The organism is Allocoleopsis franciscana PCC 7113 (assembly GCF_000317515.1).
In the GTDB taxonomy this organism is placed as follows: Bacteria; Cyanobacteriota; Cyanobacteriia; order Cyanobacteriales; family Coleofasciculaceae; genus Allocoleopsis; species Allocoleopsis franciscana.
In genome coordinates this window covers 4,743,137-4,769,993 of sequence record NC_019738.1, presented here as the reverse complement: position 1 = coordinate 4,769,993, position 26,857 = coordinate 4,743,137, and the positions used below count along the sequence as shown (strand labels likewise).

At 46.6% G+C, this 26,857-nt stretch carries 19 protein-coding genes and 4 pseudogenes; 12 read left to right on the top strand and 11 right to left on the bottom strand.

From position 1 onward, the window contains the following. The first annotated feature begins 66 nt into the window (after positions 1 to 66). The 4 genes and pseudogenes from MIC7113_RS19690 to MIC7113_RS19670 all read left to right on the top strand — a co-directional run. Entirely contained in the window at positions 67 to 666 is a 600-nt protein-coding gene (locus MIC7113_RS19690; protein ID WP_015183926.1) for a 50S ribosomal protein L25/general stress protein Ctc, read from the top strand. 306 nt (positions 667 to 972) lie between these two features. Next, positions 973 to 1,500, top strand: a pseudogene (locus MIC7113_RS19685) (adenylyl-sulfate kinase); the annotation flags it as partial. A gap of 77 nt (positions 1,501 to 1,577) precedes the next feature. Then, a pseudogene (locus MIC7113_RS35500) lies at positions 1,578 to 2,638 on the top strand (IS630 family transposase). A 47-nt stretch (positions 2,639 to 2,685) separates the two neighbouring features. Next, positions 2,686 to 3,702, top strand: a pseudogene (locus MIC7113_RS19670) (bifunctional aminoglycoside phosphotransferase/ATP-binding protein); the annotation flags it as partial. Here the strand turns inward: MIC7113_RS19670 and MIC7113_RS19665 are convergent. Then, positions 3,699 to 4,394, bottom strand: coding sequence for a uracil-DNA glycosylase (locus tag MIC7113_RS19665; protein WP_015183925.1), 696 nt, complete (start codon positions 4,392 to 4,394; stop codon positions 3,699 to 3,701). The pseudogene MIC7113_RS19670 and the gene MIC7113_RS19665 overlap by 4 nt on opposite strands. Before the next feature lie 222 nt (positions 4,395 to 4,616). On the opposite strand from MIC7113_RS19665, the gene MIC7113_RS19660 reads away from it, so the two are divergent. Next, positions 4,617 to 5,303: a phosphoribosyltransferase gene (locus tag MIC7113_RS19660; RefSeq protein ID WP_015183924.1), complete on the top strand. Its 687-nt coding sequence runs from the start codon at positions 4,617 to 4,619 to the stop codon at positions 5,301 to 5,303. A 136-nt stretch (positions 5,304 to 5,439) separates the two neighbouring features. Further along, positions 5,440 to 5,754 carry a hypothetical protein gene (locus MIC7113_RS19655; RefSeq protein ID WP_015183923.1) on the top strand — a complete coding sequence of 105 codons (315 nt, stop codon included), beginning with the start codon at positions 5,440 to 5,442 and terminating at the stop codon, positions 5,752 to 5,754. Positions 5,755 to 5,780: 26 nt separating this feature from the next. On the opposite strand, the gene MIC7113_RS19650 is transcribed toward MIC7113_RS19655, so the two are convergent. After that, the gene (locus MIC7113_RS19650; RefSeq protein ID WP_015183922.1) at positions 5,781 to 6,155 is read right to left on the bottom strand and encodes a VOC family protein; all 375 of its coding nucleotides are present in this window, start codon (positions 6,153 to 6,155) and stop codon (positions 5,781 to 5,783) included. Positions 6,156 to 6,263: 108 nt separating this feature from the next. Here MIC7113_RS19650 and MIC7113_RS19645 point away from each other — a divergent pair, with 108 nt between their 5' ends. The 3 genes from MIC7113_RS19645 to MIC7113_RS19635 all read left to right on the top strand — a co-directional run bounded on the left by MIC7113_RS19645 (position 6,264) and on the right by MIC7113_RS19635 (position 8,816). Beyond that, positions 6,264 to 6,731, top strand: a complete 468-nt coding sequence (locus MIC7113_RS19645; protein WP_015183921.1) for a CBS domain-containing protein — start codon at positions 6,264 to 6,266, stop codon at positions 6,729 to 6,731. 133 nt (positions 6,732 to 6,864) lie between these two features. Continuing rightward, a complete protein-coding gene (gene nblB / locus MIC7113_RS19640) occupies positions 6,865 to 7,521 on the top strand; it encodes a phycobilisome degradation protein NblB (RefSeq protein ID WP_015183920.1) in 657 nt (218 codons plus the stop codon). 188 nt (positions 7,522 to 7,709) lie between these two features. Then, the gene (locus MIC7113_RS19635; RefSeq protein WP_015183919.1) at positions 7,710 to 8,816 is read left to right on the top strand and encodes an HAF repeat-containing PEP-CTERM protein; all 1,107 of its coding nucleotides are present in this window, start codon (positions 7,710 to 7,712) and stop codon (positions 8,814 to 8,816) included. Between the two features lie 36 nt (positions 8,817 to 8,852). Here MIC7113_RS19635 and MIC7113_RS19630 read toward each other — a convergent pair whose 3' ends face one another. Then, complete coding sequence (locus MIC7113_RS19630; protein ID WP_015183918.1) at positions 8,853 to 11,687, bottom strand: ArnT family glycosyltransferase; 2,835 nt, start codon at positions 11,685 to 11,687, stop codon at positions 8,853 to 8,855. 65 nt (positions 11,688 to 11,752) lie between these two features. Further along, on the bottom strand, positions 11,753 to 13,294 hold the full coding sequence (locus MIC7113_RS19625) for a glycosyltransferase family 39 protein (RefSeq protein WP_172642249.1): 1,542 nt from the start codon (positions 13,292 to 13,294) through the stop codon (positions 11,753 to 11,755). A 573-nt stretch (positions 13,295 to 13,867) separates the two neighbouring features. Here MIC7113_RS19625 and MIC7113_RS19620 point away from each other — a divergent pair. Next, positions 13,868 to 14,236 (top strand): DUF4347 domain-containing protein, encoded by a 369-nt coding sequence (locus tag MIC7113_RS19620; protein ID WP_015183916.1) that lies wholly within the window; start codon positions 13,868 to 13,870, stop codon positions 14,234 to 14,236. A gap of 498 nt (positions 14,237 to 14,734) precedes the next feature. Next, positions 14,735 to 16,726 carry a right-handed parallel beta-helix repeat-containing protein gene (locus MIC7113_RS19615; RefSeq protein ID WP_015183915.1) on the top strand — a complete coding sequence of 664 codons (1,992 nt, stop codon included), beginning with the start codon at positions 14,735 to 14,737 and terminating at the stop codon, positions 16,724 to 16,726. Between the two features lie 175 nt (positions 16,727 to 16,901). On the opposite strand, the gene MIC7113_RS19610 is transcribed toward MIC7113_RS19615, so the two are convergent. From MIC7113_RS19610 to MIC7113_RS19600, 3 genes are all read right to left on the bottom strand, one after another. Then, entirely contained in the window at positions 16,902 to 18,383 is a 1,482-nt protein-coding gene (locus tag MIC7113_RS19610; RefSeq protein WP_015183914.1) for a DUF2079 domain-containing protein, read from the bottom strand. Between the two features lie 106 nt (positions 18,384 to 18,489). Continuing rightward, on the bottom strand, positions 18,490 to 20,808 hold the full coding sequence (locus MIC7113_RS19605; protein WP_015183913.1) for a hybrid sensor histidine kinase/response regulator: 2,319 nt from the start codon (positions 20,806 to 20,808) through the stop codon (positions 18,490 to 18,492). 319 nt (positions 20,809 to 21,127) lie between these two features. Then, positions 21,128 to 22,018 (bottom strand): LysR family transcriptional regulator, encoded by an 891-nt coding sequence (locus tag MIC7113_RS19600; protein WP_015183911.1) that lies wholly within the window; start codon positions 22,016 to 22,018, stop codon positions 21,128 to 21,130. A gap of 86 nt (positions 22,019 to 22,104) precedes the next feature. Between MIC7113_RS19600 and MIC7113_RS19595 the strand changes: the two genes are divergently transcribed. Continuing rightward, positions 22,105 to 22,902, top strand: a complete 798-nt coding sequence (locus tag MIC7113_RS19595; protein WP_226883469.1) for a class I SAM-dependent methyltransferase — start codon at positions 22,105 to 22,107, stop codon at positions 22,900 to 22,902. A gap of 84 nt (positions 22,903 to 22,986) precedes the next feature. Here MIC7113_RS19595 and MIC7113_RS35495 read toward each other — a convergent pair. The 4 genes and pseudogenes from MIC7113_RS35495 to MIC7113_RS19570 form a co-directional block, all read right to left on the bottom strand. After that, positions 22,987 to 24,498, bottom strand: a pseudogene (locus MIC7113_RS35495) (IS5 family transposase). A gap of 306 nt (positions 24,499 to 24,804) precedes the next feature. Continuing rightward, positions 24,805 to 25,404, bottom strand: coding sequence for a YdcF family protein (locus MIC7113_RS19580; RefSeq protein WP_015183909.1), 600 nt, complete (start codon positions 25,402 to 25,404; stop codon positions 24,805 to 24,807). Between the two features lie 150 nt (positions 25,405 to 25,554). Then, positions 25,555 to 26,487 carry an alpha/beta fold hydrolase gene (locus MIC7113_RS19575; RefSeq protein WP_015183908.1) on the bottom strand — a complete coding sequence of 311 codons (933 nt, stop codon included), beginning with the start codon at positions 26,485 to 26,487 and terminating at the stop codon, positions 25,555 to 25,557. Between the two features lie 24 nt (positions 26,488 to 26,511). Beyond that, positions 26,512 to 26,823 carry a hypothetical protein gene (locus MIC7113_RS19570; protein WP_041780135.1) on the bottom strand — a complete coding sequence of 104 codons (312 nt, stop codon included), beginning with the start codon at positions 26,821 to 26,823 and terminating at the stop codon, positions 26,512 to 26,514. Positions 26,824 to 26,857 lie beyond the last annotated feature (34 nt).

Sequence of the window (26,857 nt, the reverse complement as noted above, 5' to 3'; positions counted from 1 at the left end):
CCTCGACCCTCTAAAATCTAAGATCGGGCTGTCGCTCACTCTTGAAAACCTATAAAAGCTACTCAGATGGAAGTTTCAGTTGAATGTCAAAAGCGACCAGACGGCAGCAAGCCAGGAGCCTTGCGTCGTTCGGGTTTAATCCCTGCGGTTCTCTACGGACATAAAGGGACAGAATCCGTTTCACTCACCTTACCCGCCAAAACCGCAGAAACTCTGCTCAAAAAGGCTACAGTTAACAACACTCTTGTTCAGGTCAATATTCCTGACATTTCCTGGAATGGTAAAGCTCTCCTGCGGGAAGTGCAATCTCATCCTTGGAAAAGAAGTCAAATCTACCATCTCAGCTTTTTCTCCGTAGCTTCTCAAGACAGCCTTGAAGTAACCGTGCCTTTGCACTTTGTGGGACAGGCCGCAGGGATTAAATCAGGAGGAATCCTCGACCCTGTGATTACAGAAATTCAGGTACAGTGTGCCCCAGGCGACATCCCCGAATCCATTGATGTTGATGTTTCTAATCTAGAGATTGGAGATAGTCTGCATGTTGGCGACCTCATTCTGCCACAGGGCATTACACCAATGCTTGAACCCGAAACCACGATTGTCATTGTGGGCGGTTACGCTGGCGGTACACAAGAAGGAACCGAAGAAGCTTCAGAAGCGACTTGAGGTTTATCCTCATGAGTTTAGGAAGACCAGGGACAATTGTCCCTGGCTTTTTTGTATGAGAGATAGCAGAAGGCAGTTCGCGCAGCGTTCTGGGCAGGAGTAGACAGAAGGCAGAATAGTTATGACTGGTATGGGTCGTTTAGGTTATTAAAGAAAGTCCTAACCTTTATGGCTACAGCTATAATGCCGCATCCAAGAACATTTGTCCCTTCCCCTCATATAAAACCAAGACTTTGACATCTTCCTCCTGCTAAAAGCATGGGGGCTGTACGCATCACGACTTGTAAACGAAGCCTACCTGAAAACATGACACAGACATCTGTTCCTGCCTTAATTCAGCAAATGATGGAGCCAGGGTTCTATCCTCACCCGGTAACAGAACCCATTCAATTCATTCAAACTCATGTTTCCTACGTGTTTCTGACCGGTGATTATGCTTATAAAGTCAAGAAACCGGTGAATTTTGGCTTCTTAGATTTCTCCACTTTGGCACAACGGCAGCATTTCTGTTTAGAAGAATTGCGGATGAATCAGCCAATTGCGCCGGAGATTTATCTGGAGGTTTTGCCTATTGCTGAAATTGATGGCAAGTTTGTTTTGGGGGGTGCGGGTGAAGCGGTAGAATCTACGCTAAAAATGTGCCAATTTCCTCAAGAAGCGCTATTTATTACGATGTTTGAACAGGGGAAGTTGACAGAAACCCACATGGAAGATTTAGGGCGAATGGTTGCCCAATTCCATGACAAAGCCCAAACCAATGATTACATCTGCTCTTTTGGGGAAGTCTCTAAAATTCGCGAGGCATTTGACGAAAATTATCAGCAAACAGAAAAGTAAGTAGGTCGGGGAGAAAATCCTAAAGTATGTAAAGATAAGTGAATCATCAAGCTCTTCAATCTAGGAGATGACTCATGGGTGCCCGACTGAGAATCTTCCTCACACTCGAACAAAAGCGAACATTGTTTGAGCTGAGAACGGCGACAACAGTGCCGCAACGGGTCAAAGATCGAGCTGAAGTGGTGCGACTGAATGCACAAGGGTGGTACGTCGAGAAAATCGCCATCTACTTCAACTGGCATATGCAAACGGTACGAGAGACGATTCATCGGTGGGAAACCAAGGGATTGGGAGGATTGTGGGAGGCTTCCGGACGAGGGGGGAAATGTCGTTGGCAAAAAGCCGACATCGAATATGTTGAAGCGTGTCTTAGACAAGACAATCGCACCTACAACGCTCATCAATTGGCACAAAAACTGGCAACGGAGCGGCAAGTTCAACTGAGTCCCGACCACCTGCGTCGAGTACTCAAAAAAAGGGGGTGATGTGGAAGCGTACCCGTGTCAGCCATCGAGACAAACAAGATTCCGAACAACGAGCCATCAAGCAAGCCGACTTGGATATGTTGGAGTTAGCTGCTGCCACGGGAGAGATTGACCTACTGTACCTGGATGAGTCCGGGTTTAGCTTGTGGAGTCCAGCCAGCTACAGCTACTTTTTCCGGGGGGAACAAAAACGCCTCGAACAAACCCCTCGACGAGGGAGACGGCTGAGTATTTTAGGGCTTTGGCAACCGTTAGTCAGCTTCGTCTATGGCTTAGTGATTGGCAGTTTCACCAGTGAAAGCTACATCAAAATGATCGATCAGCAAGCTGGTGTTGCAGCACAAGAGTTTGCCAATACCGGACGGATTCGCGTCATCGTGCAAGACAATGGCTCAATTCATACCAGTACTCCAGTACAACAAAAGTGGGCACAATGGGAAGCTCAAGGATTGTACTTATTCTTTTTGCCAGCCTATTGCTCCCAGATGAATCTGATTGAGTCGGAATGGCATCAACTCAAAACCCATGAACTGGCAGGGCAGATGTTTGAAGATGAGTTAGACCTAGCTTATGCAGTGATGGATGGTCTAGAAGCTAGAGGCCAAGTTGAGGGGCGGAGTACAGAGCGTTTCAAGTTCAAGTCCGGCTAATTGTTAATGTAGCGTTACATAGTTGAGTTTTTCCCTATCCACCTACTTATATTGGTGAGCCTCAAACGCAACAACAATACGAGGAAACCAAGAACTTTAGCGATACCTTCTTTGAACAGCAGCAGACGTTATTCGCAACACGTCGGGAAAATAACCGGATTCGGGAATGTCACGGCGATTTGCATCTAAGAAATATTTGCTTTTGGCATGACAAAATTCAATTGTTTGATCGGATTGAATTTAATGAGCCATTCCGCTTTGTTGATGTAATGTACGATGTGGCGTTTGCCGTGATGGATTTAGAAGCACGGGGGCGTAAAGACTTAGGAAATGCCTTTTTAAATACCTATATTGAGCAAACGGGCGACTGGGAAGGATTGCAGGTTTTACCGTTGTACTTAAGTCGGCAGGCGTATGTCAGAGCGAAGGTCACTTCTTTTTTACTGGATGACCCTGGTGTGCCGCAAGATGCCAAGCAAGAGGCGGCAAAAGTCGCGTCAGATTATTATCGACAGGCGTGGGAGTATACGAAAACAAATCAGGGGCAATTGATTTTGATGTCAGGGGTGTCGGGTTCTGGTAAATCGACGGTAGCGCGACATCTCGCACGGCGCTTAGGGGCGATTCACCTGCGTTCAGATGCAGTACGCAAACACCTGGCGGGGATTCCCTTGGCACAGAAAGGGGGAGATGAACTTTATACCAGTGAAATGAGCCAGAAGACTTACGGACGCTTATTGGAATTGGGCATCATGCTGGCAAACGCAGGCTTTCCGGTGATTTTAGATGCAAAATACGATCGCAGGGCGTTACGACAAGAGGCGATGGCTCAAGCGAATCGTCATCATTTGCCCCTCAAGATGATCCAGTGTACGGCACCAGAGGAAATATTGCGCGATCGCTTATCTTCTCGCACAGGCGATGTTTCCGATGCTACTGCCGATTTACTGACTCAACAGTTAGCGACGGCTGAACCCTTTACGGAGGCAGAACAATCTCTCGTCACCTCGATCGATACAACCCAAGATTGGGCATCACTCCTGGCAGAAATCCTCCCAGCTTAAGAGTGCAGTTCATCCAATTTGGCACGCACCACCTGGATATCTTGCCACATCAGCCATTTAGGGCTACCTTGTTCCCGTGAAGGATTTCGTAGTAGGTAAGCCGGGTGAAGAATGGGCATACACAAACGCCCTTCCCACTCCATCCAGGTGCCACGAATTTTGGTAATACCTCGCTTGTCACCGGTCACTCCTTTCACCGCTGTTGCACCGGTTAAAAGAATAATCTTCGGATCGACCAGGCGAATTTGTTCTAATAAATAAGGCTTACAAGCGGCGATTTCATCCGGAGTCGGCACTCGGTTACTTGGTGGGCGGCATTTGACGACATTACAGATATAGACATCCTGCTCACTGTCGAGCTTGACAGATTCTAGGATTTTCTCTAATAGTTGTCCGGCTTTCCCGACAAACGGCAAACCGGTTTCATCTTCATTTTGACCCGGCCCTTCCCCGATAATCATGATCGGGGCTTGGGGATTGCCTCGCCCCACAACGGCGTGAGTACGGGTGGCTCCTAAGTCGCATCGATGACAAGCGTTGCAATGTTGTGCTAAGGGCACCATTGAGTCGTAAGTACCAGGAGGAATCGGAATTTTGGCATTGGTGGGAATGAGTTCGGATTGAGAGTCAGTCGGCGTTGAGTCAGGGAATGTTGACTGATCAAATAAGCTCAATTGTTCTTCGCTGGACATGAATTTTAAGGTTTCGGATCAGGGCAGAATGCACACAGGTACACCCGGTTAGGAGAGCAGGAAGCCTTCTAAATTCTAGATGGCAATGAACGACTCGCAACCAGGTGAAAAGGAAGCGGCGATATTTTTTGTCAAGAATCACCCCTTCAGTGCAGGGCAGATTGAGCAAAATCAGTCATCATGAGGGCAAGCAAGCTGTGCTTTTAAATGCCGGAGGAAACCATGTCGTCTGCCCCGCTATTTAGCGATCGCGCCGATGCAGGGGAGCAGCTAGCAGAGTCGCTTCTCATTCAAATTAACCAACTGCGGGAAGCTGGTTTTTCGGCTGAACCCATTGTATATGCCCTCCCTCGCGGCGGTCTTCCTGTAGCAGCCCCCGTAGCCCGTAAACTCAATTGTCCTTTGGATATTGTCGTGGCTAAAAAAATTACAATGCCCCAAAATCCAGAATTAGCCATTGGTGCGGTGACTCCAGAAGGACAGGTTCTTTGGTTACGACAAAAGCGATTAGGCAAAAAAAGTGAGCGCTTGTTGCAAACGGCTGTACATCAAGCTCAGGAGAAAGCTCAAGCTCAACTCCAGCAGTTTTCTCAAGGGCGTCCTTTAGTCAATCCCCAAGACACTTTGGCACTTTTAATTGATGATGGAATTGCTACAGGAATGACCATGGCAGCCGCAACCCAAGCCTTGAGAATGCAACAGCCAAAACAGCTTTGGATTTGTGCGCCGGTAGCGCCAGCAGGACTCATGAATTGGTTGCAAAAGTGGTGCGATCGCGTTGTGGTTCTAGAAGCACCCAAGCAATTTTCCAGTGTGAGCCGCTTTTATGAACAATTTCCTCAGGTTGAATCCGAGGATGCTTTGAGTTATTTGCACAGCCATAATCATCCTCAGATCGCGGAAAACTAGAGTTCTTCGTCCTCAAGGGCTAGCCAAACCTGCGATGCTGAATTATCCTAACCACAGTAGCTCTAACCTTGGTAAACGGGAGTGGGTTGGAGCGAACATAGGGTAGCGGCTCTCTAAAAACAACTGTTAATTAGCAATGAGATATTGTCAATTGTGGTGGCGCTCTTTAGTTTTTTCCATCCAGTACGATCCACCTGGGTTTGTTGAGTACTTGATGATGTCATTTGCTCTGGGTTTGGGCATGAAGTGGTTTTTTTCACCAGAATGGCCTTACCTAGTACTCAGTTCCAGCTTTGTGATTGGATCTGCCATCTCCATGCTGGTACGAGAGTGGCTCATTCCTTCGTCTCGTAAGCCGATGGTATTGGTGTCTACCCTTTTGTTATTGGCTTATAGCTTTTCTAGCTTTGTTTACCTCGTTAGAAATTACGGACTACTCAATCGATCTTAACGGGGTAGGGTATCGCTGCTGGACGGCTATGCATGGGACTGATGTAAAATTAAGCGATTTCCCGTTGGGTCGTAAGCGTAAATTTCTCGACCGTGAGAGGCTGTGATAATTTCTCCGGGAGGTGGGTATCCGATTTGGGTTAAATGAGCGATCGCATCCTCCAAATTATCCACTTCTAAACACAAACTCATGCCACTTTGGCTAGAATTGGCAAATTCTTCCAGGTGCGTTGGTTTAGGCTGAAAGATGCCCAACCGCAACCCAGTCAGTTGAAACTCAGCATAGACATGGGGAATGTAGGGTTTGGGTTCTTGATCGAGCAACTGGCGATAAAACCGAACCAGAATCTCGGCATCAGCAGCGGCTAAGGTAACAAAGGCATCGGTGTAGTGAACAGTCATAGGATTGTCTATTAAGCCAGAGTCGCTCAGGAAAGAAGAAGCTCGGTGTTCCCCGCAATTCCTTACAATGTAATGTGAGACTTATTGTAAAGAGCAAACAGCCTGAGTATGGCCAAAACCGTTGCCGATGTCATGAGCCGTGACCCCATCATGGTCAAGCCGCAAACGCCGATCAAAGAGGCAATCAAGATTCTTGCAGAACAGCGCATCAGTGGTTTGCCGGTGGTGGATGACGCAGGCAGCTTGGTGGGCGTTATTTCTGAAACGGATTTGTTGTGGCAGGAGACAGGAGTTGAGCCGCCAATCTACATTATGTTTCTCGATAGTGTGATTTTTTTAGAAAATCCCGCTCGTCATGAGCAAGAACTCCATAAAGCGCTGGGGCAAACTGTTGGGGAAGTGATGAGTACGAATCCCGTGACGGTGGAATCGGATCAACCCTTACGGAAAGCGGCAAAGCTGATGCAGGAGAAATCTATCCGGCGATTGGCAGTAGTTAATGATCAGGGTAAGGTGATTGGTATTCTTACGCCTGGGGATATTGTACGGGCGATGGCAGCGGAGTTTAAGGATTGAGTCGAAGGCTCTGTGTGTGGCACTGAGGACACAATTCCTGGTTTAATGCAGAGAAAGGGCAGCAGTTAATGGGGGCTTTGGCCTAATTAACCGCTGCCCTATTCTCTAATCAAGCAATAATAAACAAATACCAATGAGCGTTACTCGTGAGTCTGTTCAAGAGCTGCTAAGTTCTCAGGACTTTGGTCAGCGTATAAGTGGAGTTAACCAGTTACGTCAACTGGAACCGGCTGTGGCGTTTGAGTTAATTCAGCCAATTGTGACGGATGCCAATACTCGTGTTCGATATGCGGCGGTGAGTCAGTTGGATACCTTGGGGAATCAAGATTTACCAGCAACGTTAACCCTATTACGCGATCGCTTACTCAATGACTCGGAACCGGATGTGCAAGCGGCGGCGGCTGATGCGTTGGGTGCACTCAAACTCACAGAAGCCTATGAAGATATTCAGCGGCTTTATTACCAAACCTCGGAGTGGTTAGTGCAGTTTAGTATTATTGCCGCGTTGGGGGAAATGGGTGATCCGCGTTCTTTTGAGTTATTGCAGGAAGCGCTTAATTCTGAAACCAGCCTGGTGCAAACGGCGGCAATTAGTGCCTTGGGAGAGTTAGGCGATGCGCGTGCAGTATCGTTGTTGATTCCTTTTGCCACGAATTCAGATTGGCAGATTCGCTTTCGCGTCGCGCAGGCGCTAAGTCGGCTGGGAGGTGTAGAGGCTCATTCTACGCTGGAAACTTTGGCGAAGGATGAAAACAAAGAAGTGGCGAAGGAAGCGCAGGCGGCTTTGTAGTTGGGTTGACTTGAAAAAGTCCGTATAACGACACTAGGGGCGCACGGCGGTGCGCCCTGGTAACTTAGACAGGCTGAATGCCAACGGGGAGACAGATTCATAGAAATCTTCAAGTTTATTGCTCAGTTAGATGATTAAGCTTGAGGTAATTATCCTTTGTGCCATCACAAAATTTTCTCAGGGGTACTATGAATTGCACATCTATTGGACAAAAACTCTCGTTCGCAACCGCAACGGTTGCCCTACTGGCGCTTGGAAGCATTGAACCTGCTGCTGCCATCTCCTTGTATTCCATTACTGAATTACCTTTTGTCCCTACAGATATTAATGACAAAGGTCAAATTGTCGGTTCTCAGTATTTGTGGGAAAGTGGAACACTAACTGAATTGGGCTTTCTGCCTGGAGCTAATGCTACTTACGCTAAGGGCATCAATAACGTCGGTCAAGTCGTCGGCAGTTCTGGCTTGCTTGGCAGTTCTAGCAGTGCCTTTATATGGCAAGATGGCATCATGAGTAGCTTGGGAACTCCTCCTGCCTCGATTTGTACAGGTTGCTACTACGCAACGGCTAATGACATTAACGATCAAGGTCAAATCGTCGGTGATTTAGTTAGCTGGTCTTATCAAGGCTTTGTCTGGGCTAATGGCACTCTAATAGATACGCTCGCTCCTTCTTACCTGATCAATGATGCCGATGCCATCAACAATGCAGGTCAAGTTATTGTCACTGGTGCCGCTCGTTGGAGTGTAGCGTTCGTATGGAATAACGGCACCCTTACTGCGCTAGATACACCTCAAGATACTACTACGATAACCTATGTTAAGGCAAAAGACATCAACAATGCAGGTCAGGTTGTTGGCTCTTTTTCAGTTCCGTTCTTCGTTTCTACGCCTAGAATTGACACCTTATTGTGGGACGGAAATACCGGAACAATTCTGGATAACATCGATGGCAACGTATTCTCTGCTAATAGTATTAACGATTCAACCCTAGTGGTTGGTGAATCCAGAAGCAATAACAGTACAACCTATGCTTCCATCTGGGAAGATGGCGAATTGTTTGACCTCAACACCCTGATTCCGGCTGATTCGGGATGGGAACTAGTATCTGCATCAAAAATTAATAATAAAAATCAGATTGTTGGCACGGGCAAAATTAATGGCGAGTCTCGTGGCTTTCTCCTCACACCTGAAGCCAAATCTGTTCCCGAACCAACTTCTGTTTTAGGAGTATTGGGTTTAGGAGGACTCAGCATGGTTTTGAGCCGATTACGCAAACGGAAATGGGGTAATTAATCAAGACGACTCATACTATCAACAAGAGTATAGAGTTCAAAGTTTTAATCCCTTGAGAATATCCCATGCCTTAAAAACTTGTCCTTGCAAAAGAGCTGCCCCACCGGAGAGCGCTTGCACTTCAGGAATATTAGGATTGAGTTTAAGAGCAGGTGCGATCGCACTTTCAGCCTGTCTACCCCGCCATTGATAGATATAGAGAAAGGCGAGATAAGCATGGGCGTAAGGGTTCTGGGCATCGAGTTGCACCACACGTTTCAACGCTTCTGTGGCACGTTCTGGGTCTTTTTGTAAAACGTGGGAAAACGCCAATCCATAAGCAAAATCGCGGTTTTTGGGTTCTTGTTGGAGGCGAAATTCTAGAGCACGTTCCGCCTGAATCGTGTAATCTTGAACCGGGTCATACTGATTAATTCGTCCAATTTCATCAAAGACGCGATCGAGCGCTTGTCGCCCTTCAGGTAATTGACGAGCTAATGCATACATCTGAGTAATTAAATCCAATTCAGGAGCCGATGTAGCAGCAGATTTAGGGTCAATTTTTAGGGTAACTGGTGGTACAGAAATCGGATAATTCTCCCCCGTTTCCCTGTTTAGGTAATTCGCTTCCAGGGTATAAATTCCAGGTGCAACATCCGCTGGAGGCAGCATTGCCGTGGATTCAAGTACCTGAAAACTACTCTGCCATATTTTATCGCTCAAGCGTCCAGGATAAAGTTCTCCTAATCCGATACCGTGGTCATGTATCCATCGTTGCAGATTGGGTTGAGCCTGATTATTTGATGTTGGAGTTTGGCTTTCCTTTTTAGGCAGAGGACGTTCGGGAGGAAAAGATTTGGGATTTTGTACCGATGGCTGAATTTGGGAATTAGAAACAGTAGATTGGTTTGTATCCTGTGATTTCTGTAGAGGCGATGTAGGTGTCGCCTCTATGACTTCTGAATCCAGACTCGCCTCTTTTTTCCAAGTTAATAAAACAATACCCGATCGCAACTGCTGCCACGCACCCGACCATTCATAAGTCACAGGGACGGGTACTCCTGGAGGGGCTTGTGGAGGCACAACGACTCGCTCTAATTTCACCTGAGTGAGGGATTGGGGAATTGCCCTGACTTGTACGGGTGGTTGAACGCGATGATAGAGTTTGAGAGTACTGTTATCCGGCAATTTCCAAGTTTTTTGCACCTGAAAATCTCGACTTTGTTCCACCGTTTGCATCATCATCATTTGCGATTCTTTCGGCGAACCTTGATAGTCGGTTTTGGTGACAAACCAAGAAAGCGATCGCGCATCTTGGGGTATAAATTTCTTACGGGTACCCACCTCACGCCCATACACCTGAAACTTGCTCAACGCGCCGTAGTAATTAAAATTGTTGTGATTCAAATCGGGTATCCTAGGCAACACACCCACTGTGGCTTTTAGTTGAGGCGTTGTGCGAACGATTTCCGCAACCACCTGAGCATGAGGCCAGTTTGAGCCAAACTGAGGATAAGTTTGCGCTTTGGGACTCAATGTCTGCGTTAAATAATTGCCCGGTATTCCCCCAATCGGGAACAGATTCAGCAACATTAATATAGAGGCTAAACCTACCGTCAACCAAGGCACCACTCGCAAGCGCCTAGGCCATACCGTCAACCCATAGGCCAAAATTACCGAAAGAATCGGCATATAAGGCATGACATAACGGGTATCTTTATTAAAATTAGCGGAGTTGATCAAGTAAGACGCAATCAGAAATAGAGCTAACCAACACAACGCGGATGCGGTTTGAGAGGGTGGATTTTGCCCTTCTCGAACTGGCTTTTGTCGGCGGGGTTTGAAGGTGGGATGAGGATTCTGGGGATAGCCGACTTCTTGCAGTCGGTAGTGTTCGGAGTCATCACTGGCGCGATCAGGTACGGGGGTCGGTTCCCTCAGTTCATCGCCGTGGAAACGGTTGCGGAATGGAGGCAATAGCAGAATCCAATACAACAGCAAGCCAACCAGGGGAACTAACAGTAAAGGCCAAGATACCGCACGGGGTAAGTCATGCCAATAATACGTCCAAGCCGCGAGGGTATTGAGGGGGGGATCGCCTTCCTCGGTTCCGGGTACAACAATGGCATTCTGATAGGCACTGAACAAATAAATCCAGTTGGTGCGGTACCAAGGGGCGAAAATCAAGACAGAGACGAAGAAGCCGCCGATTAACTGTGCCATTCGTCCCCAAGCCAGTTTTCGCAGCAGTGGAATACTCACCCACAATAAGGGTACAAACAGAAAAAATAGCACTGTCTGCTTGATCATAATTGCCAGACCAAAGCAGACACCAAACGATAACGCCCAACGCCATCCCTGCCATTTGGTTTTCGCATCGCGCCACAAGGTGAGACACAAGAAACTAGCTGCGACTAACGCCGTGAGAGGATAGTCATGCAAGTAATGGATGCGGGCGGTGTAAAGTCTGGGGAGAAGGATACATAATCCTGCCGCCCATAAACCGACTTGTGGGTTGAACAGGTGTTTCCCTAAACCGTAGACTGAGACGAGCAAAATGGCACTAAAGAGCAAATTTACCAGCAGTGCTTGCTCTGGGCCAGTGCCAAAGATTAGTTGAAAGGGAGCGGTGACAATGTAGAGTAAGGGCGGATATTTAGAAGAGAGTTTCCATAAGTGCTGCCACCATTCGCCGGAAAACCACTGTGCTTGTTGCAGGGCGTTGAGGTAGTTTAAGGAACCGGTCAGGTGGTTGGTTTGGTCCCAAGCGGGAATCGAGCGGTCAAGGGCTAACCAGAGGCGATCGCACAAAGCACCAATGAGCCAAATTGCTCCTAGTATATGCCATGTTTTGAACCGACTACGTTGAGCTTTGTCTGTTAGGAACTTCACTTGGGTTATCCTAAATCGCTTCCTCCGGCTTGGTTAGAGCATGAGGATTGTCCTGGTTTCCCAGTTTAAAGGTTTTCGCGTTTCCAGAGCCAGAGATGAGAGTCATTGAAAATCAGGCTTAGCTTCCAGCCATACTGTTTCTCAATACTCTCCCGCAGTGGATCGGGAAGGTTTAAAAGAAATACATCGCTAAAATTTTGGGGAATCTTTGGAACATCACTGAAGCCCGTTTGGGGATTATCGTTAATGAGTTGAAGACGGACTTTGGAATTCAGTAAATAGCTAAGAGCCAAGATATTGCCGAAATTCATCCCATAGGAGTTACTAATTAAAAGCGGAGCGTTGCTTTGATTAATAATTCGGGCAACTTGGTGATTGTTATAGCTCACAACTTTATTCCAAGAGGTTTCGGCGAGAAAACTAATATTGCAAGAAATGATTCCGCAAGAAATGACTCCAGCCATGATCATGTACCAAAGCCTTTGTTTGAATAAACCTCTCGAAGTTAGTTGAGTTGCAAATAGATACGCTAGGCTAATCTCAATTCCTAATAAAAAGGGGATGAGATAGCGTGTTGCCATAGAACGCTGTCCCCCTAAAATTAAATCGGGCAGCGCTAAGGCTAGAGAGGGAATCCCCATCAGACATAAGACAAAAAGCCATACTTTCAGGGCTGTCTGACGGCAAAGACAATAAATGGCATAGCCGACCAAAATCAAAAAAATCGGCAAGGTTAAATAAGTTGATAAATGATCGAAACCAAAGTCGCCTACCGTTAAAATAAAAGCACGATTAACATGCAGACCCCAAGTTTTTATCCAATCAATCCAGGGGATAGGGATCGCCGTCCAAGTTGAGCCAGTTTGCGACCAAGTGGCAATGATAATGGCTAACCAAGGGGCAAAAGCTAAAAGGGCAATGATTGAAGATAGAAAATAAGCGATTAGGGTTTTAGTAAGTCGGAAATGTTCCCTAGTAATGACATAAATTCCCTGCGCCATTCCTACCAACAGAGATAAGGAAGAGGTATAGAGACTGAGGGCTAAAGTTAATGCATAAATTCCCCAATTTTGCAAGCCAATTCCTTCATTTTGCACTGTGAGACGTAAGGCTCTAAGTAATGCCCAACTCGATAACAAAATCATCACTGTCCAGAGACTATATTCTCTGGCTTCCTGAGCGTACAAAACGTGAAAAGGAGAGATGGAAATTAAGCAGATCGCTAACCATCCCACTAACGACAAATCAAATAACTCTAGACACAGATAATAAACACAAGGTAATATCAGTAGGCTAATCAGCGCAGACAAAATTCTGATTACAGCCACCGAATGACCGAACCCTTGCGCCCACAATCGCACCAAAATATAATAAAATGGCGGATGCTGAGAATCCTCAATAATTAACGTTTTTACGGTGTCAGTTAGGCTCTTTTCAGGATTAGGGCGTTGGTATTTTTGTAAGTCTTCAATACTAATAACTTGACCCTGAAAGATATCCTGCTTCACTTCAGCACTCGTGTAACCCGAAATTCGCAGTGAAGTATAAGCTTCATCATGCCAGTAGACTTTTCGGTCAAGATGAGCGAAGCGAAAAACAAAGCCCATGAGTAACACACTGAGCATTAATGACTTTAACCTATTGACTGAAGAACTCCCCTTCTGAGTCAACTTAGTCTTCACCTTGCCGTCTAAGAATATACAGAGTTTAAGTCATTTTGGGTAATTTGTAGTAAAATATCGATTTTTCATAAACTATAGCCAGAGTTTAAAGTTTTGATGAAGTTTTTAGCAAAATAGTCCCAAAGATAGAGCGATTAGTTGAAAATACGGTGAAGAATAGAAACATATCTTCATTAGATAGGTACCTTATCTAAGCAAAGAAAAGAGTTGTTTTCACCTTCCAATGGAGATAGTAAAACAACTTCTTGATCAGGGTGAACTACCGGGAAAAGGGGCGTCTACTACCATCCAAAGATTCTCAAATGATGGTGTTTCAAGGCTATGTAGAAATGCTTGTCATCGTGAGCATATTTCTACAGAAAACCCATAATCCTAGAGATTTACCATGTACAACTCAACGGCTTTAAGCACAAGCCTATACCAGGCTGGCAGAAATAAGTATCCAGTTGAAAAAGGATAAAAAGCTTACTGTACAGGCAATATCCCTTCTGTCCTCGTATGAGCTCCGGTCTGCCTCCTGTCTACTCCTACGGAGAACGCTACGCGAACTCCCTTCTTGCACTAGTGTTTATCGACTCCCAAGTTATGGTCATTCACGGACACTTGCTAGTCAATGGTAAAAATTTTTGCCAAAGCCTAATGTTCATCGACTCCCTAATAGCCAATGCAAATAAGCTCAACGAGAACGTAGCACCGGGAGTTGAAGTGATATTCTTCGACGCAATAAAAGATGAGGTCGCGCAAATTGCTGAAGCGCTTACCCAACATACAAATGTTTCCCATATCCACATCGTTTCACACGGACAAGCGGGAAGCTTGCCACCAGAATCAACCCAACTCCAGCACCAAGTCCTAAAAACCAACTAAGCTGCATCCAAGAGCAATCGTGATCTCTAGCCTTAACTCCTCATACCGATTATCCGCTCGACAGTTGTCATGTTGCGCCTAATGCAACCACTTCCTGCCGTATTCAGTGCTGACCCATGAGAGAGGGAACTGAGGTGTCTCATCCTCATCGACTCATGCTGACTACGCCAACATGCTGAATTTAACTCGATAGAAGACCGCATCGTGCTTTTTGCCTGAAAGCAAGCTCCTATCAGCTTGGGGTGTTTTAGCTACAGACACGGGTCTCTCTATGTATGCAACGAGTCAGATAACCAATGAGCTAATTGGCATTTTTACAGGGTTTTTGCAACTTACCAGCGTGCAGCCCACCTTCTTCGTCATTTACCTACTTTCTTACCTCATCTAGCAACAGGCAACAGAGTCTTCGCTTCCCTATGTAAGTAAGACTTCAGTTTTCCCAATGGCGTCAAGCAGAGGGACTCTACCCAATTGATTTACCCAAGCAAAGGATTGACCATGAGCGTTATTACCGTTACTTCTATTGCAGACAATGGGACGGGTTCTCTCAGAGCGGCGATCGCGCAATCTCAGTCAGGAGATACCATTCAATTCGCCTCGACCCTCGCCAATCAAACCATTACCCTCACATCAGGTCAACTTGAAATTCCCGTTGGCAAAAACCTGATCATTGATGGTGCAGGTGCCTCTGGTTTAACCCTCAGTGGTAACAACACTAGCCGCATCTTTCACCTGCAATCAGCATCCGTCAACCCAACGAGCTTGACGATCAAAAACCTGACCCTTGCGAATGGTTACACCGACGAATTCGGCGGAGCGATACGCACAGAACACCAAGGCCAATTGACGGTCGAAAACAGCGAATTTAAGAATAACGTAGCGGGTCTTGGTGGGGGAGCCATTTTTGGGGCGTTTGAAGGAACCGTTACGGTGAGTGGTAGTCAGTTTGACAGCAACACGGCTACAGCGGGTAACGACGAGCGCGGTGGAGGTGCGATCGCAACCTGGGGAGGAATACGCACCACTGTTACTGACAGCACATTCACCAACAACGCAGGCATTAACGGTGGAGCGATTAACAACCTCGCTGGTGAACTGATTATCGAAGGCTCAACGTTCATCAACAACAGCACAACAGCGGCTACTGTCGCTACAGGCCAAGCCAACCCAACCTTAAGGGGATATGGTGGTGCTGTTTACAGCGATCGCGGTTCGGATATCAACAACCCAACTGGCATCATTAGCATCACCGATAGCGTATTTGATGGCAACACAGGTCGGGGTGAAGGGGGAGCCGCCTATCTTTACAGCGGTAACCAAGACAAAGTTGTGCTCGACTCCAGCACGTTCAAGAACAACGAAGTTCTGGCACTTCCAGGGGGAAATAGTGGAAATGGGGGTGCAGTGGTACAAATGAGCAATGGAGCCAACCAGGGCTTTACCATTAACAACACCTCGTTTGCCAACAATATAGCGGCTAATCAGGGAGGTGGTTTGTGGATGATGGATGCACCCACCACCATTACTAACAGTACCTTCTCTGGCAACCAGGCAACGGCTACCGACTATAGCGGTAACGGTGGAGCAATGGCACTCTATGGTCCCACGAACATCATCAACACGACCATTGCCAATAATTGGGCCGGATGGGTTGGCGGTGGAATAGCCGCGAATGATTCACCCGTCACGGTGCAAAATACGATTTTTGCCAACAACACGGCGGCTAATGGAAACAATAATTGGGGGATTCAGCAACAAACAAGCCGTTTACTCACCGATGGTGGGGGTAATATCCAATTTCCTCCCAAATCGACCAATAACTCGAACGACTTCAATGCTACGGCTTCTATCACCATTGCCGACCCCAAACTCGGTCCCTTGCAAGAAATTAACGGTCGCTTAGTCCATCCCCTGCTGGCAGGAAGTGCCGCGATTAATACTGGGGTAGCGATCGCTGGTTTGACCACCGATGGGCTGGGTTCAGCCCGTAGCGACGGACTGATCGATGTTGGAGCCTTTGAGTTTGGAGGGACTCTCCCGACTAACGCTACTACCACGGGGAATGACTTCGGAGTTGGTCAAGCTGGAAACGATTCTCTCCTTGGCGGTACGGGCAATGATACTCAAGGAGGTTTAGGTTTGGAGGGGAATGATTCCCTCACGGGTGTCAATGCCGCCAATGCAGGAAGTGGTGAGATGGCTCCCCTCGTTGGTGGCACGGATGCCGATCCACTCCTGGCTGGGAACACCACCACGGCATTTTCTACTGACGGTGTCATCTTGGACTCAGGTCTGACTGACTACGCGGTTGTTGCTGACTTTAATCAGCCGGAAGACAGCAGCGTGCTACAGGGAGAGACAAGTTCCTATCAGCTTGGGGCATTGGGTACAGACACGAGTTTTTCTCCTACAGCAGATCAGACTACGGCACAGTTGATTGGTCTTGTCCCAGGCGTCTCTCCAGACCCAGTGATACCAAATCCGGATTAACGGAGACAAGGTAGAAGGCTCCAAGGCAGTTCGCGCAGCGTTCTGGGCAGGAGTAAGCAGAAGAAAAAATACTTAAGCTGAAAAGGGGCTGATCAAAGCGGATTTGGTATGAATCTCATTGATAGCTCCCTTTCAGTACGTTTAGGGAGGGGTTCTTTCTATTTTTGCCAGAGTTCTATTCAATTAGTAGAGTGATGAAATTAGCGATCGCCAACGACTGAGTCGCCTTTTGAAACAGAATAACCCCGTCACGCTGATAACGCTGTTGGAACTGAGGTGCTTGTTGCAGTTGTTCGACCAATTGTGCAGCAAACTCCGGTGAACTATTACTCCCCGGATGACGCAAGTTTAATAACACATACTCGAATTGATTCAGATCCTGCGGTTCAGTGGTAACCGTGCGCTCAATTAGGGGTCGATGACTCAAATGAGGCACAATTTCATTGGTAGTATAGACACCCCCTTGAGTTTGAATCAATGCGATCGCTTCACGGGTGGCTTGCCAAGTATCAATAGTCGGTAAGTATTTGGTGAAAAAATAGCTCCACCGAGCAAACACCAAGAAAAACATTAAAGACCACAGTACCATAGCGCGTTGAGAGCGTAGCCATCCCCGACCATCTGCTAAAGTGGCAATCACCGCTAACATTAAAAACGGCACAATTGGGAGAGAATACTGCGCCACAATATCTTTTTGGGGTTGGTAATCTGCCAACAAATTTAAGGCTAGGGCGGGTATCGCCGGGATTAACGGAATGAGATTCTGGAGTGAGAGTCCCCAAATCACGGGTCCAAACACTAAAATCAGGTATTTAAGATTATCCAATGACAAGACGACTTGGAAAATGGCTCTGGGTTTGAGAAACAAATTTTGGGCAATTTCAAAAATAGAATTACCCAAATAACCATAACGAGATATCGAGGTCATTTGTTGAGGATTAAATATGGGGAGGATGACTTTAGTGGCAATGATAAACCAGGCAATTCCAGCCACAATTGCTAACACACCACATAAACGCTTCTTCTCAAACACCAGCAGCCAGAAGCCGAGTGCTGCCACGGTCAGAGCTAAAATAAACTTACAACCCAAAACTAAAATAATGGCTAGACAAAACCACACAACCTGATTCAATCGAGCCGCTAAAACAGCCGCTAAAAGTGCAGGGACAGCCATCACTTCTGGATGAAAATCAAACAAATTGGCATTAAAAATTACCGGATACAACAGGTAAACGGCAGCTAATGCGATCGCTTGTCCCTCTCTCAAACCCGCTAAACGAGCTAAATGCCAAGTCGGCAAAGCTCCCAATGCCAAAGCCGTTGATTGTACCAAGAATAACCAATGGACATTGGGGTAAATCTTGTATAGCAACGCGAGGGGATAAAACACCCAAGCCGCATGATCACCTAGAATGTGAACCTTAATCAAAGAAGAGATAGGAGGTTGTCCTTGACTAATCAGATAAATGGCTTGGTCAAAAATTCCCAAATCCCAGCCGGTTGATTGAAACAGCGCGTGTCGGAGACTGCTGCACAAAAATAGGATAAGGATGCTGACACCAATCATCCAAGCCAACGGATGACCTTTGATTTGTTGTGAATAAAAATTTGGCAGCCTCGTACTCCACAACCTGACATTTGCTGGGGATTCTTGCATGGCTATTTCGTTAAAGCATAAATATTGATTTTAATAGCGAGAAGGCATTCCTTCTGCCTTGGAGCCTTCTACCTTCTGCCTTTTTGGGTCAAAAACAAAGTTGAGATTACGCTTTTTGAACGGCATGTCCAACAACAGACGCGATCGCTTTGGCTAACTCTGCTGGATCGATGGGCTTAGTGATACGTCCTTGAAAGCCAGCCCGAATAATCTGTTGATGGTCGGCTTCTCCAGCATAAGCGGTTACAGCGATCGCTTTAATTTTTCCTCCTTGCTCCGGTGGCAGCGATCGGATTTGACGCATCAACATATAACCATCAACGTCCGGCATCCCAATATCGCTTAACAAAACATCCGGTTTTAACTGTGCCAGTACCCGAAGAGCCTCAGCCGCCGTAGCCACGGCAGTCACTTGGGCACCATAGTGCCCTAGGCTAAAGAGTAACAATTCACGGGTGTCCTCCTCATCATCCACTACCAGTAGGCGGACTCCTTCGAGATTGGGAGAGTCGAGGGACAACCCGTCTTTTGTCTGCGGTATTGCCTCCAAGTTTCTCAGAGGTAGCATCACAGTAAAAGTGGCTCCTTGCCCAAGTCCAGCACTAGCAACGCCAACTGTTCCGCCGTGCAGTTTTACAAGGTGATGGACAATGGCTAGCCCTAACCCCAGCCCCCCAAAGGCTCGTGTCGTCGTGCTATTCTCCTGGCGGAAGCGATCAAAAACAAAGGGCAGGAAATCCGGACTGATGCCCTTGCCTGTATCGCTGACTTGGATTACCGCCTGTTTGCCGCTTTGCCGCAGTCTGATTTCAACTCGCCCGCCAGTGGGTGTGAATTTAACGGCGTTAGAGAGTAGATTCCACACAACTTGCTGTAAGCGATTAGCATCCCCCCAAACTTGCCCGTGATCCAGTTCCCATACTGTCTCAATTTGAATAGACTTGGCAGACGCCGCTAAACGCACTGTCTCTATTGCTCCTTCTATCGTCGATTGCAGGTTGACCGGACTGGGATTTAAGCTGAGTTTACCCCGCAGAATGCGTGAAACATCGAGCAACTCTTCGATTAGTTGGGTCTGCAATTTGGCATTACGCTCAATAATTTCCAGAGCACGCTCCCTTGTTGCTTGATCACAGGGGCGAGTTCGGAGTAACTTTGACCAACCCAGAATCGGGTTCAGGGGGGAGCGCAATTCATGGGAGAGGACGGCAAGAAACTCATCCTTGACCCGGTTTGCCGTTTCCGCTTGTGCCCGTGCGGCTCGTTCCCGTTCCAGTAGCTCAATTCGTTCGGCTTCTTGCTGCTTACGCTTGGTAATATCGCTAAAGGAAATTGCCACCCCATCCTCTAATTTAACCGCCATGTTGCGGAACCAGCCCTCGACGCCTTCCGACTCATAGTGAAGTTCCAAATCGTGAGGTTCTCCGGTTTCAACCACTTGCACATATCGGTTAAACAAGTCACGATTCGTTTGGTTGCCCGGAAGAAGCTGCAACAGACGCTGACCTACCAACTCCTCGATTGTATGATTCAGAACTCTGGCAGCGGTGGGATTTACATAAGTCCACTCAAAATCAATAATTTTTTCCGTTTCATCTCGCACACTCCGCAGGACGGTAAAGGCATCGAGGGAAAGTTCCTGAGCAATACGGAAGCGTTCTTCACTTTGTCGCAGTGCCTCTTCCACTTGTTTGCGATCGGTGATATCAAACGACATGCCTGCCAGAAGCGACTTCCCAGAGGCGTCGTTGATGGGAAACTTGAAGGACATCCAATACTGGTTACCCTCTAACTGGGGCACGGTTTCTACCGCCTCAATGGGTTGGTTTGCGGCGAGAGCGGCTATGTCATGAGCCTGAATCTGCCGTGCAACGGCTTCTGGCACAAGGTCGAAATCCGTCTTCCCGACAATATCCATCCGCGTTCGGTTAAGTAACTGTTCGCCGACTGGATTGATATAGATATAATTTCCCTGAGGGTCTTTGATGTAAGCTGTACCCGGAATGTTTTGCATAAAGCTCTCGAATAGCTCCTGGCTTGAGCGATACCGTTCCTCGCTCTCCCGTAATTTCAGCAGATTCACCTCAACTCGCCGTTTTGCCATTCGCAGTTGAGTGCTTAAGGAACTGATCCACAGTGCCACTAAAACAAACAATCCCAGCCGAACAATATCACCTAGACTAATGGTCCACGAATCGAACGGAGCGATAAAGAAGTAAGCGTAGACGAAAACAGTCAGAACCGTCGCTAAGATCCCTGGCCCAAGACCACCATACCAAGCACTAAAGGCGACAGCGGCAAAAAACAATAAAAAAAAAGTTGGCTCAATCAGCGATCGCAACATCAGCGTGAGTAATGTCGCGAGGGCAACAACCAGAAAAGCCATGATATAGGTGTGCAGCTGAGGATGCCTTAATCTCAACATAGTCTATTTTCCTGGCTGTTTATCGCACAGCTGAGTGATACCCAACACCCTCTTAGATTAAAGGAAAGCTCTCAGTCCCTTCAAACTAAGAGTTTGATTTCCGGGTTGTGGTTATGTCTGTGTTCATGAACAACGACTCATCACGCAACCTATTACTTTAGGAGTATGATTTAAATCTATCTTAAGGTAGATGTTTATATTAAAAATTCTTGTCCACCCTGAACCTTTGTTCGGCTATCCAGGATGGGGTATACCTTATCCACCCAACTCAGAAGGGATAGTTTTAGGGATAGGATTAACGGATGGTAATCATACTTACTCATGATGACTGAGTCCTCTCCCGAACGACTTGAAGGAATTCTTGCAGAACTTGGGATGAGTTATCCCGCCGCCAAACGACAGCCATTTCCAGTTCAAATTTCTGTCCCTGCAAGGTTTTATAAACCACTCCCACGCGTTGGAGATTTTGCAGAGAAGCGGGCACCAAAGCAACACCCACGCCGCCAGCCACTAAGCTCACAATTGTCTGCACCAACAGCGCTTCTTGTCTGACTTTGGGGCTGAAACCCTGTTGCTGACAAAGACTGATAATCTGACTATAGAATCCTTGTCCCAACTGACGCGGGGGCAAAACAAACGGTTCACCCGCGAGAGCTTTGAGTGGAATTTCGGGTAAGTTTGCCAACGGATGAGCCTCAGGTAAGGCGACAATTAGAAGTTCTCGCCAAATGGGCATAAAGCTCAAAGCGCTATCATCCACGTTAGGTAGCCACAGAAAACCAATGTCGATGCGGTTGTCCAGAATCCCTTGTATTTGTTGGTAAGACGCCAACTCATGTAGGACGACTTCCACATAGGGGAAGTGTTCTCGAAATACTCTCAGAATCTCAGGCAGAACATTATGAGTGGCAGAACTGTTAACACCCACTCCTAATCGCCCAATCTCACCCCGACTAGCTCGTTGTGCAGCTCGAATCGCTTGCTCTACCTGAATCAGGATGAGGCGTGCTTCTGCCAAGAATACCTGTCCAGCCTCGGTTAACTCAACTCGGCGTTTCGTGCGTTTAAACAGTTGCACCCCCAATTCCTTTTCCAGTGATTGAATTTGTTGGCTCAGTGGTGGTTGAGCCATTTGTAATCGTTCGGCAGCTCGGCTGAAGTGTAGTTCTTCAGCCACAGCGATGAAGTACCGCAGGTGACGAAGCTCCATGTGTTTGACTTTTTTATATGTTTTAGATATTAGTTCTTAGCAAAACATATATTGGACATTTGATAATGGGGTCTTCTACTGTGAGGATGAAAGTCATCGCAGTGGAGAATGGTTGTGTCATGGCAGAGCATCAGTGGAAGAGTGCATTGTACGAAAGCAAACATTCCTTTGTTTGGCGGTATGGTGCTGATTGCTTAGAATTGTTGTCCCCCAAGCAGGGTGAGCGAATCCTCGATTTGGGCTGCGGTACTGGACAACTGACGGCAGAAATTGCAGCAAGTGGTGCGATCACTATTGGCATTGATCGGGCACCAACGATGATTTCACAAGCTCAACAAAACTATCCAAACTTGCAATTTAAAATTGCAGATGCCAGGGATTTTTATTTTGCAGAACCGTTTGATGCGGTGTTTTCTAATGCGACACTGCACTGGATCAAAGAACCCGAAAAAGCTATCACTTGTATTGGGAATGCTCTAAAATCAGGTGGTCGTTTTGTGGCGGAGTTTGGTGGTAAAGGAAATATCAAAGCCATCGAAACAGCGTTGAATAAGGCTCTAGAAGCCGTTGGCTATCCAGTAGAACCAGAGCATAACCCCTTGTATTTCCCTAGCATTGGAGAATACTCGACACTGCTCGAAAAACAAGGCTTTTCAGTAACCTACGCCACTCTGTTTGAGCGTCCAACTCCCTTAGAAGATGGCGAAAGGGGTTTGCAAAATTGGCTGGAAATGTTTGCCAATAGCTTTTTACAAGCTATCCCCATTAACAACCACGCCAGTGTTATTGAAAATATTGAAAATCAACTACGACCAGAGCTATATCGGGATGGAACTTGGTTTGCTGATTATAAAAGGCTCCGTGTTGTTGCTAAAAAAGAATAAGTTTTTCTGACATCTTTCTCACTTTTGTCTTGCACTTAAGTAGGGCTTGCTGAATAAGTCAGAGAAAAACCACCGATGGATTAATTAGTTATGTAAGGTTGAAGGAATGATGAGGTATTGTTGTTGACAATGCCTCCAAATATCAGCTTTAATAATAGTTTGTCTTCCCCAAAGGTGTGGTGAGAGCTGAAAGCACAAAAAAAGACAAAAAACCTGCCGTAGCAGGACGGACTTGCTTCATGACCAAAAAAGCAATAGCAATAGCTGTTTGAGAGGTGTTAGGCAGTTTAGCCATAACTCTATTCAAGCTAAATCTTCGTTTGGATACTCCAAATTTCCCTTCAATCGCATTACGAACTGTTTCATCTTCTTTGGCTTGCTTCTTCTTTTCATCACTGACATTAGCTGGCGGTCTTCCCAAAGGGGGTCCACTGATTCTAATCCCTCTTTCTTTACAAAAGGCTCGATTGGAGCGGGTTCGATAAATTCGATCAACGTGTACTGATTCTGGATACACTCCTGTAGCTTCTTTAAAGGCTTCTACTTGGGTTTTTAAATCTCCCGATTCATTAAAGTTATTCCAGTCTATCCGGTCTAAAAATACATATCCATCTCTTAAACTTACCGAGAGTTTGGCTCCAAATTCCACAGGACTTCCGGCTTTCCCTCTCACTATTGGACGGATATGCGGTTGACTTAAACTGACTATCCTGTCCTCAATTCTTGATGTTTTATTGTCATACATCCATTGCTGTTGACGATAAACTTCTGCGACCACCAGTAAGCTTTTGTATTGAGGGGAGCTTAAAGCCTCTAAGCCATCGCCTGCTTGGGTTAGCTGGTCTATGTGAGCTAAGTTTCTTTTGACATATTGCAATTGCTTTCTGATTGCTTTTCTGATTTGTTTTCTTGACGGTTTCCGTTTTTTTGCGACTTGCAAGTAATTTTTTCGAGCCAGGTTTCTATAAGTCTTTGGCTTTTTCCCTAGTTTCCCTTTCAGCGGTTTATACAGGCTATCTATTATCTTTTCTGTTTTGACTCTGGCTTGATTTAACAGTCCCAAATCATTGGGATAGCTGATATCTCCTGGCGCACAGGTTGCATCCAGTATTAATTTCCCTTGATTGGAGCGCTCTCTTGCTTCTTCCCTTTCTGAGAGTGAGCTTTTTTTTTAGCTTTCTCCTCGCTCTCTTCTTGACTCTTGTGTACCATTCTTTGATTTATTTGATTCACTAAATTCGCATTTATTCTTTCTCTAAATCTCACTAATAGGGAGGCGTCAAACGGAGCCTCGTTGCTGTAATACTTTTGTCCTATAAAGTATTGTAAATACGGATTCTCTTTTATCTGTTCTACTGTTTCTCTATCACTTATTCCTAATTTCTCTTTGATTATTAATGAACCCAATGCCATCCTAAACGGTAGGGCGGGTGCACCTATATCTTCGGCAAAGTTTCTGGCGTATTCCTCTTCAAATTCTTCCCAGGGTATGAGATTAGCGATGATTACCCAACGGTTATCTTGTGATAACTTTCCCTCAAAGGGTAACTCAAACTTTTCCGGTGGGGTGGGGGGTGAGTCAACTTTCCGGTACATTTTCCCTAGTTCAGGTGCAAGGGTTTTGTCGGATTTTACCTGATTGCCTTGCAGCTGAGCAACTATCAATGCCGCTTAAACTATTGATGGCTAAGGGTTTCGGATTTGTGCAGTAAGCCCTAAGTAGGTAAGCACAAATCAACGAAGGTATATCAACAAATGCTAAGAGACTTTAATCCTCTACCCTTCTGCCTTCTGCCTTCTGCCTTCTGCCTTCTGCCTTCTGCCTTCTGCCTTCTGCCTTCTGCCTTCTGCCTTCTGCCTTATACCCTCTGCCTTGCCTCAACGACAAATATTAATGCTTACCTACTTTCTGTAGCAAGCACTTAACAACATACTAGAGTCGAGTTTCGGTTTCTGGGCAATGTCTGCTTTCTGAGAGAGACTTGCGCCGGTATGTCCCGTATTGGCCCAAAGGATTGCTCTTGCACCATCTCGCAGGCATTTTTTCGTGGGTTCAGTAGGCTTCCCCGTAGGAATCGGTACAGGAGAAATCTTAATTCCTCTGGTGCCAAACACAATTTCACCGATAACCAGAGCGCGGCGCATATGGTAGTCGGAAGTAATTAAATAAACGCTATCCACTCCCTGAGATTGAAACTTATCTACGAAACTTGTGAAGTTAGTCACTGTATCCACGGCTTCATAATCCAAGTGGACGCGATTCTTGGCAATTCCAGCCTTGGCAAATACCCGTTTTGCGTAGCCTTCAGGGCTACCCGACGACACCCAGATCGGCAGTTCTGGATGCTTTGCCGCAAACTTAGCCGCAAACCGCTCTCGCTCTGTTGCTCCCCCTAAGACAAAGATGGCATCAGGTTGTGGAGTCTGCTCCTTACCGCATCCTGTCATTATTACTAACAGCGTCAAAGCTAAACCGGCAGTTGTTGGCTGGAGTCGTTTCATGGGTTTAGATATGCAACTAACTTAAGCAAGTCGCTATCATTTGGCTGAGATATAAAGCTATCCCTCTCCTGTTAGCGCTTTACTCCAAATTATTCAATGCCAATCCAACAATAATCTCCCAAGCTAGGTATTTAACATCTCACTCCTAGACTACTTGCCCTCTGGGGTTCGTGACAAAAACGGCAAAACCACCTCTGCCACAGCTTCCGCACATTCCTCATGCATCCCTAAAGAACCTGGAAGCACCGCCGACTGAACACCCGGCAATCCAGCGAGTACATCCATTTCCATCCTTGATTTAGGAGGAACCTGTTCCCCGATCATGACCATCACTGGCACGGATAAGGATTGGAAGTATCCTAAAAACTCGGCACGTTCCTGTACTGGGTCAATTGCGCCTGTGACAAATGCTGCCGGAGCATATCTGGCTCCCGGTTGCTGAGTAATTTCCCGCTTGTGGGTTATAAATTCTGGCGTCAACTTGGCATCCTCAACATACACATGACGCCCATACATGAAGCGCAAAAAGGAGGAAGTTGTATTCATCTGGTAGAGTGTTTGACCTAAAATAGGCGATTGCACTAGCTCTCTGACCATGCCAGATACCTGCGAATTGGCTCCCATTGTTGGTAAAGGACCGCGCCAAGTGGGAGCGACTAAAACAATTTTGCTCACAGAGGATGGCATTTTTTGCGCCAACTGCATCGCATATCCAGCCGCATGACCGGCTGCCACTATCGCTGTTGGGCTATCTAAAATATCTCTAACGAAATCTTGCAAAAACTGATGATATAACGATGAGCGGTAATCTAAAGATGAACGCTCCGAGTCACCAAATCCAGGCCAATCCAAGGTTATAACCTGAAACTGAGAGGATAAGTGCTGGGCAATTCCCCCCATCTCTTCCCGTGTGGAGACAGTACTAAAGGCAGGGAGTAGCAACACCGGTGTTCCCTCGCCCAGGGTTTCATACACCACGATTTGCACTTGTCCTTGCCAAGTCCAACGATAGTTGTGGACGGTACCACCGATGCTGTGTTCCGTAGATGCGGTCTGCGTTGAAGTGGATTGAGCGATCGCCATAACCTCAATTCCAAATAATAAGTATTATTCTAGACTTAGCTGATGACAACAGTGACCCTTACAGTTGCGGCGGCTGCGAATACAGCCCTGTTCGGCAAACCGCAGACCATGTTTGCGAACAGTAGGCCAAGCGAGGAGTTGTAATGGTATTCCTGTCAACTTCCAAACAACCCTGCCAGCCGAATGCAAGATATCCCAAAATTCCTCAATGCTTGGCTTCTCTAAGAATTCTGCCATCTCATCTTTGAACGCTTGCCATTGGGAGCGAATGCTAGGTTGCTGACAGCGGTCGTAAACGGCTATTCCAGTCCAGTAATGTTGGAGAGTTTTGAACATTGTCTGTTTCATCCAGTGGCAACTCGCTACGAAA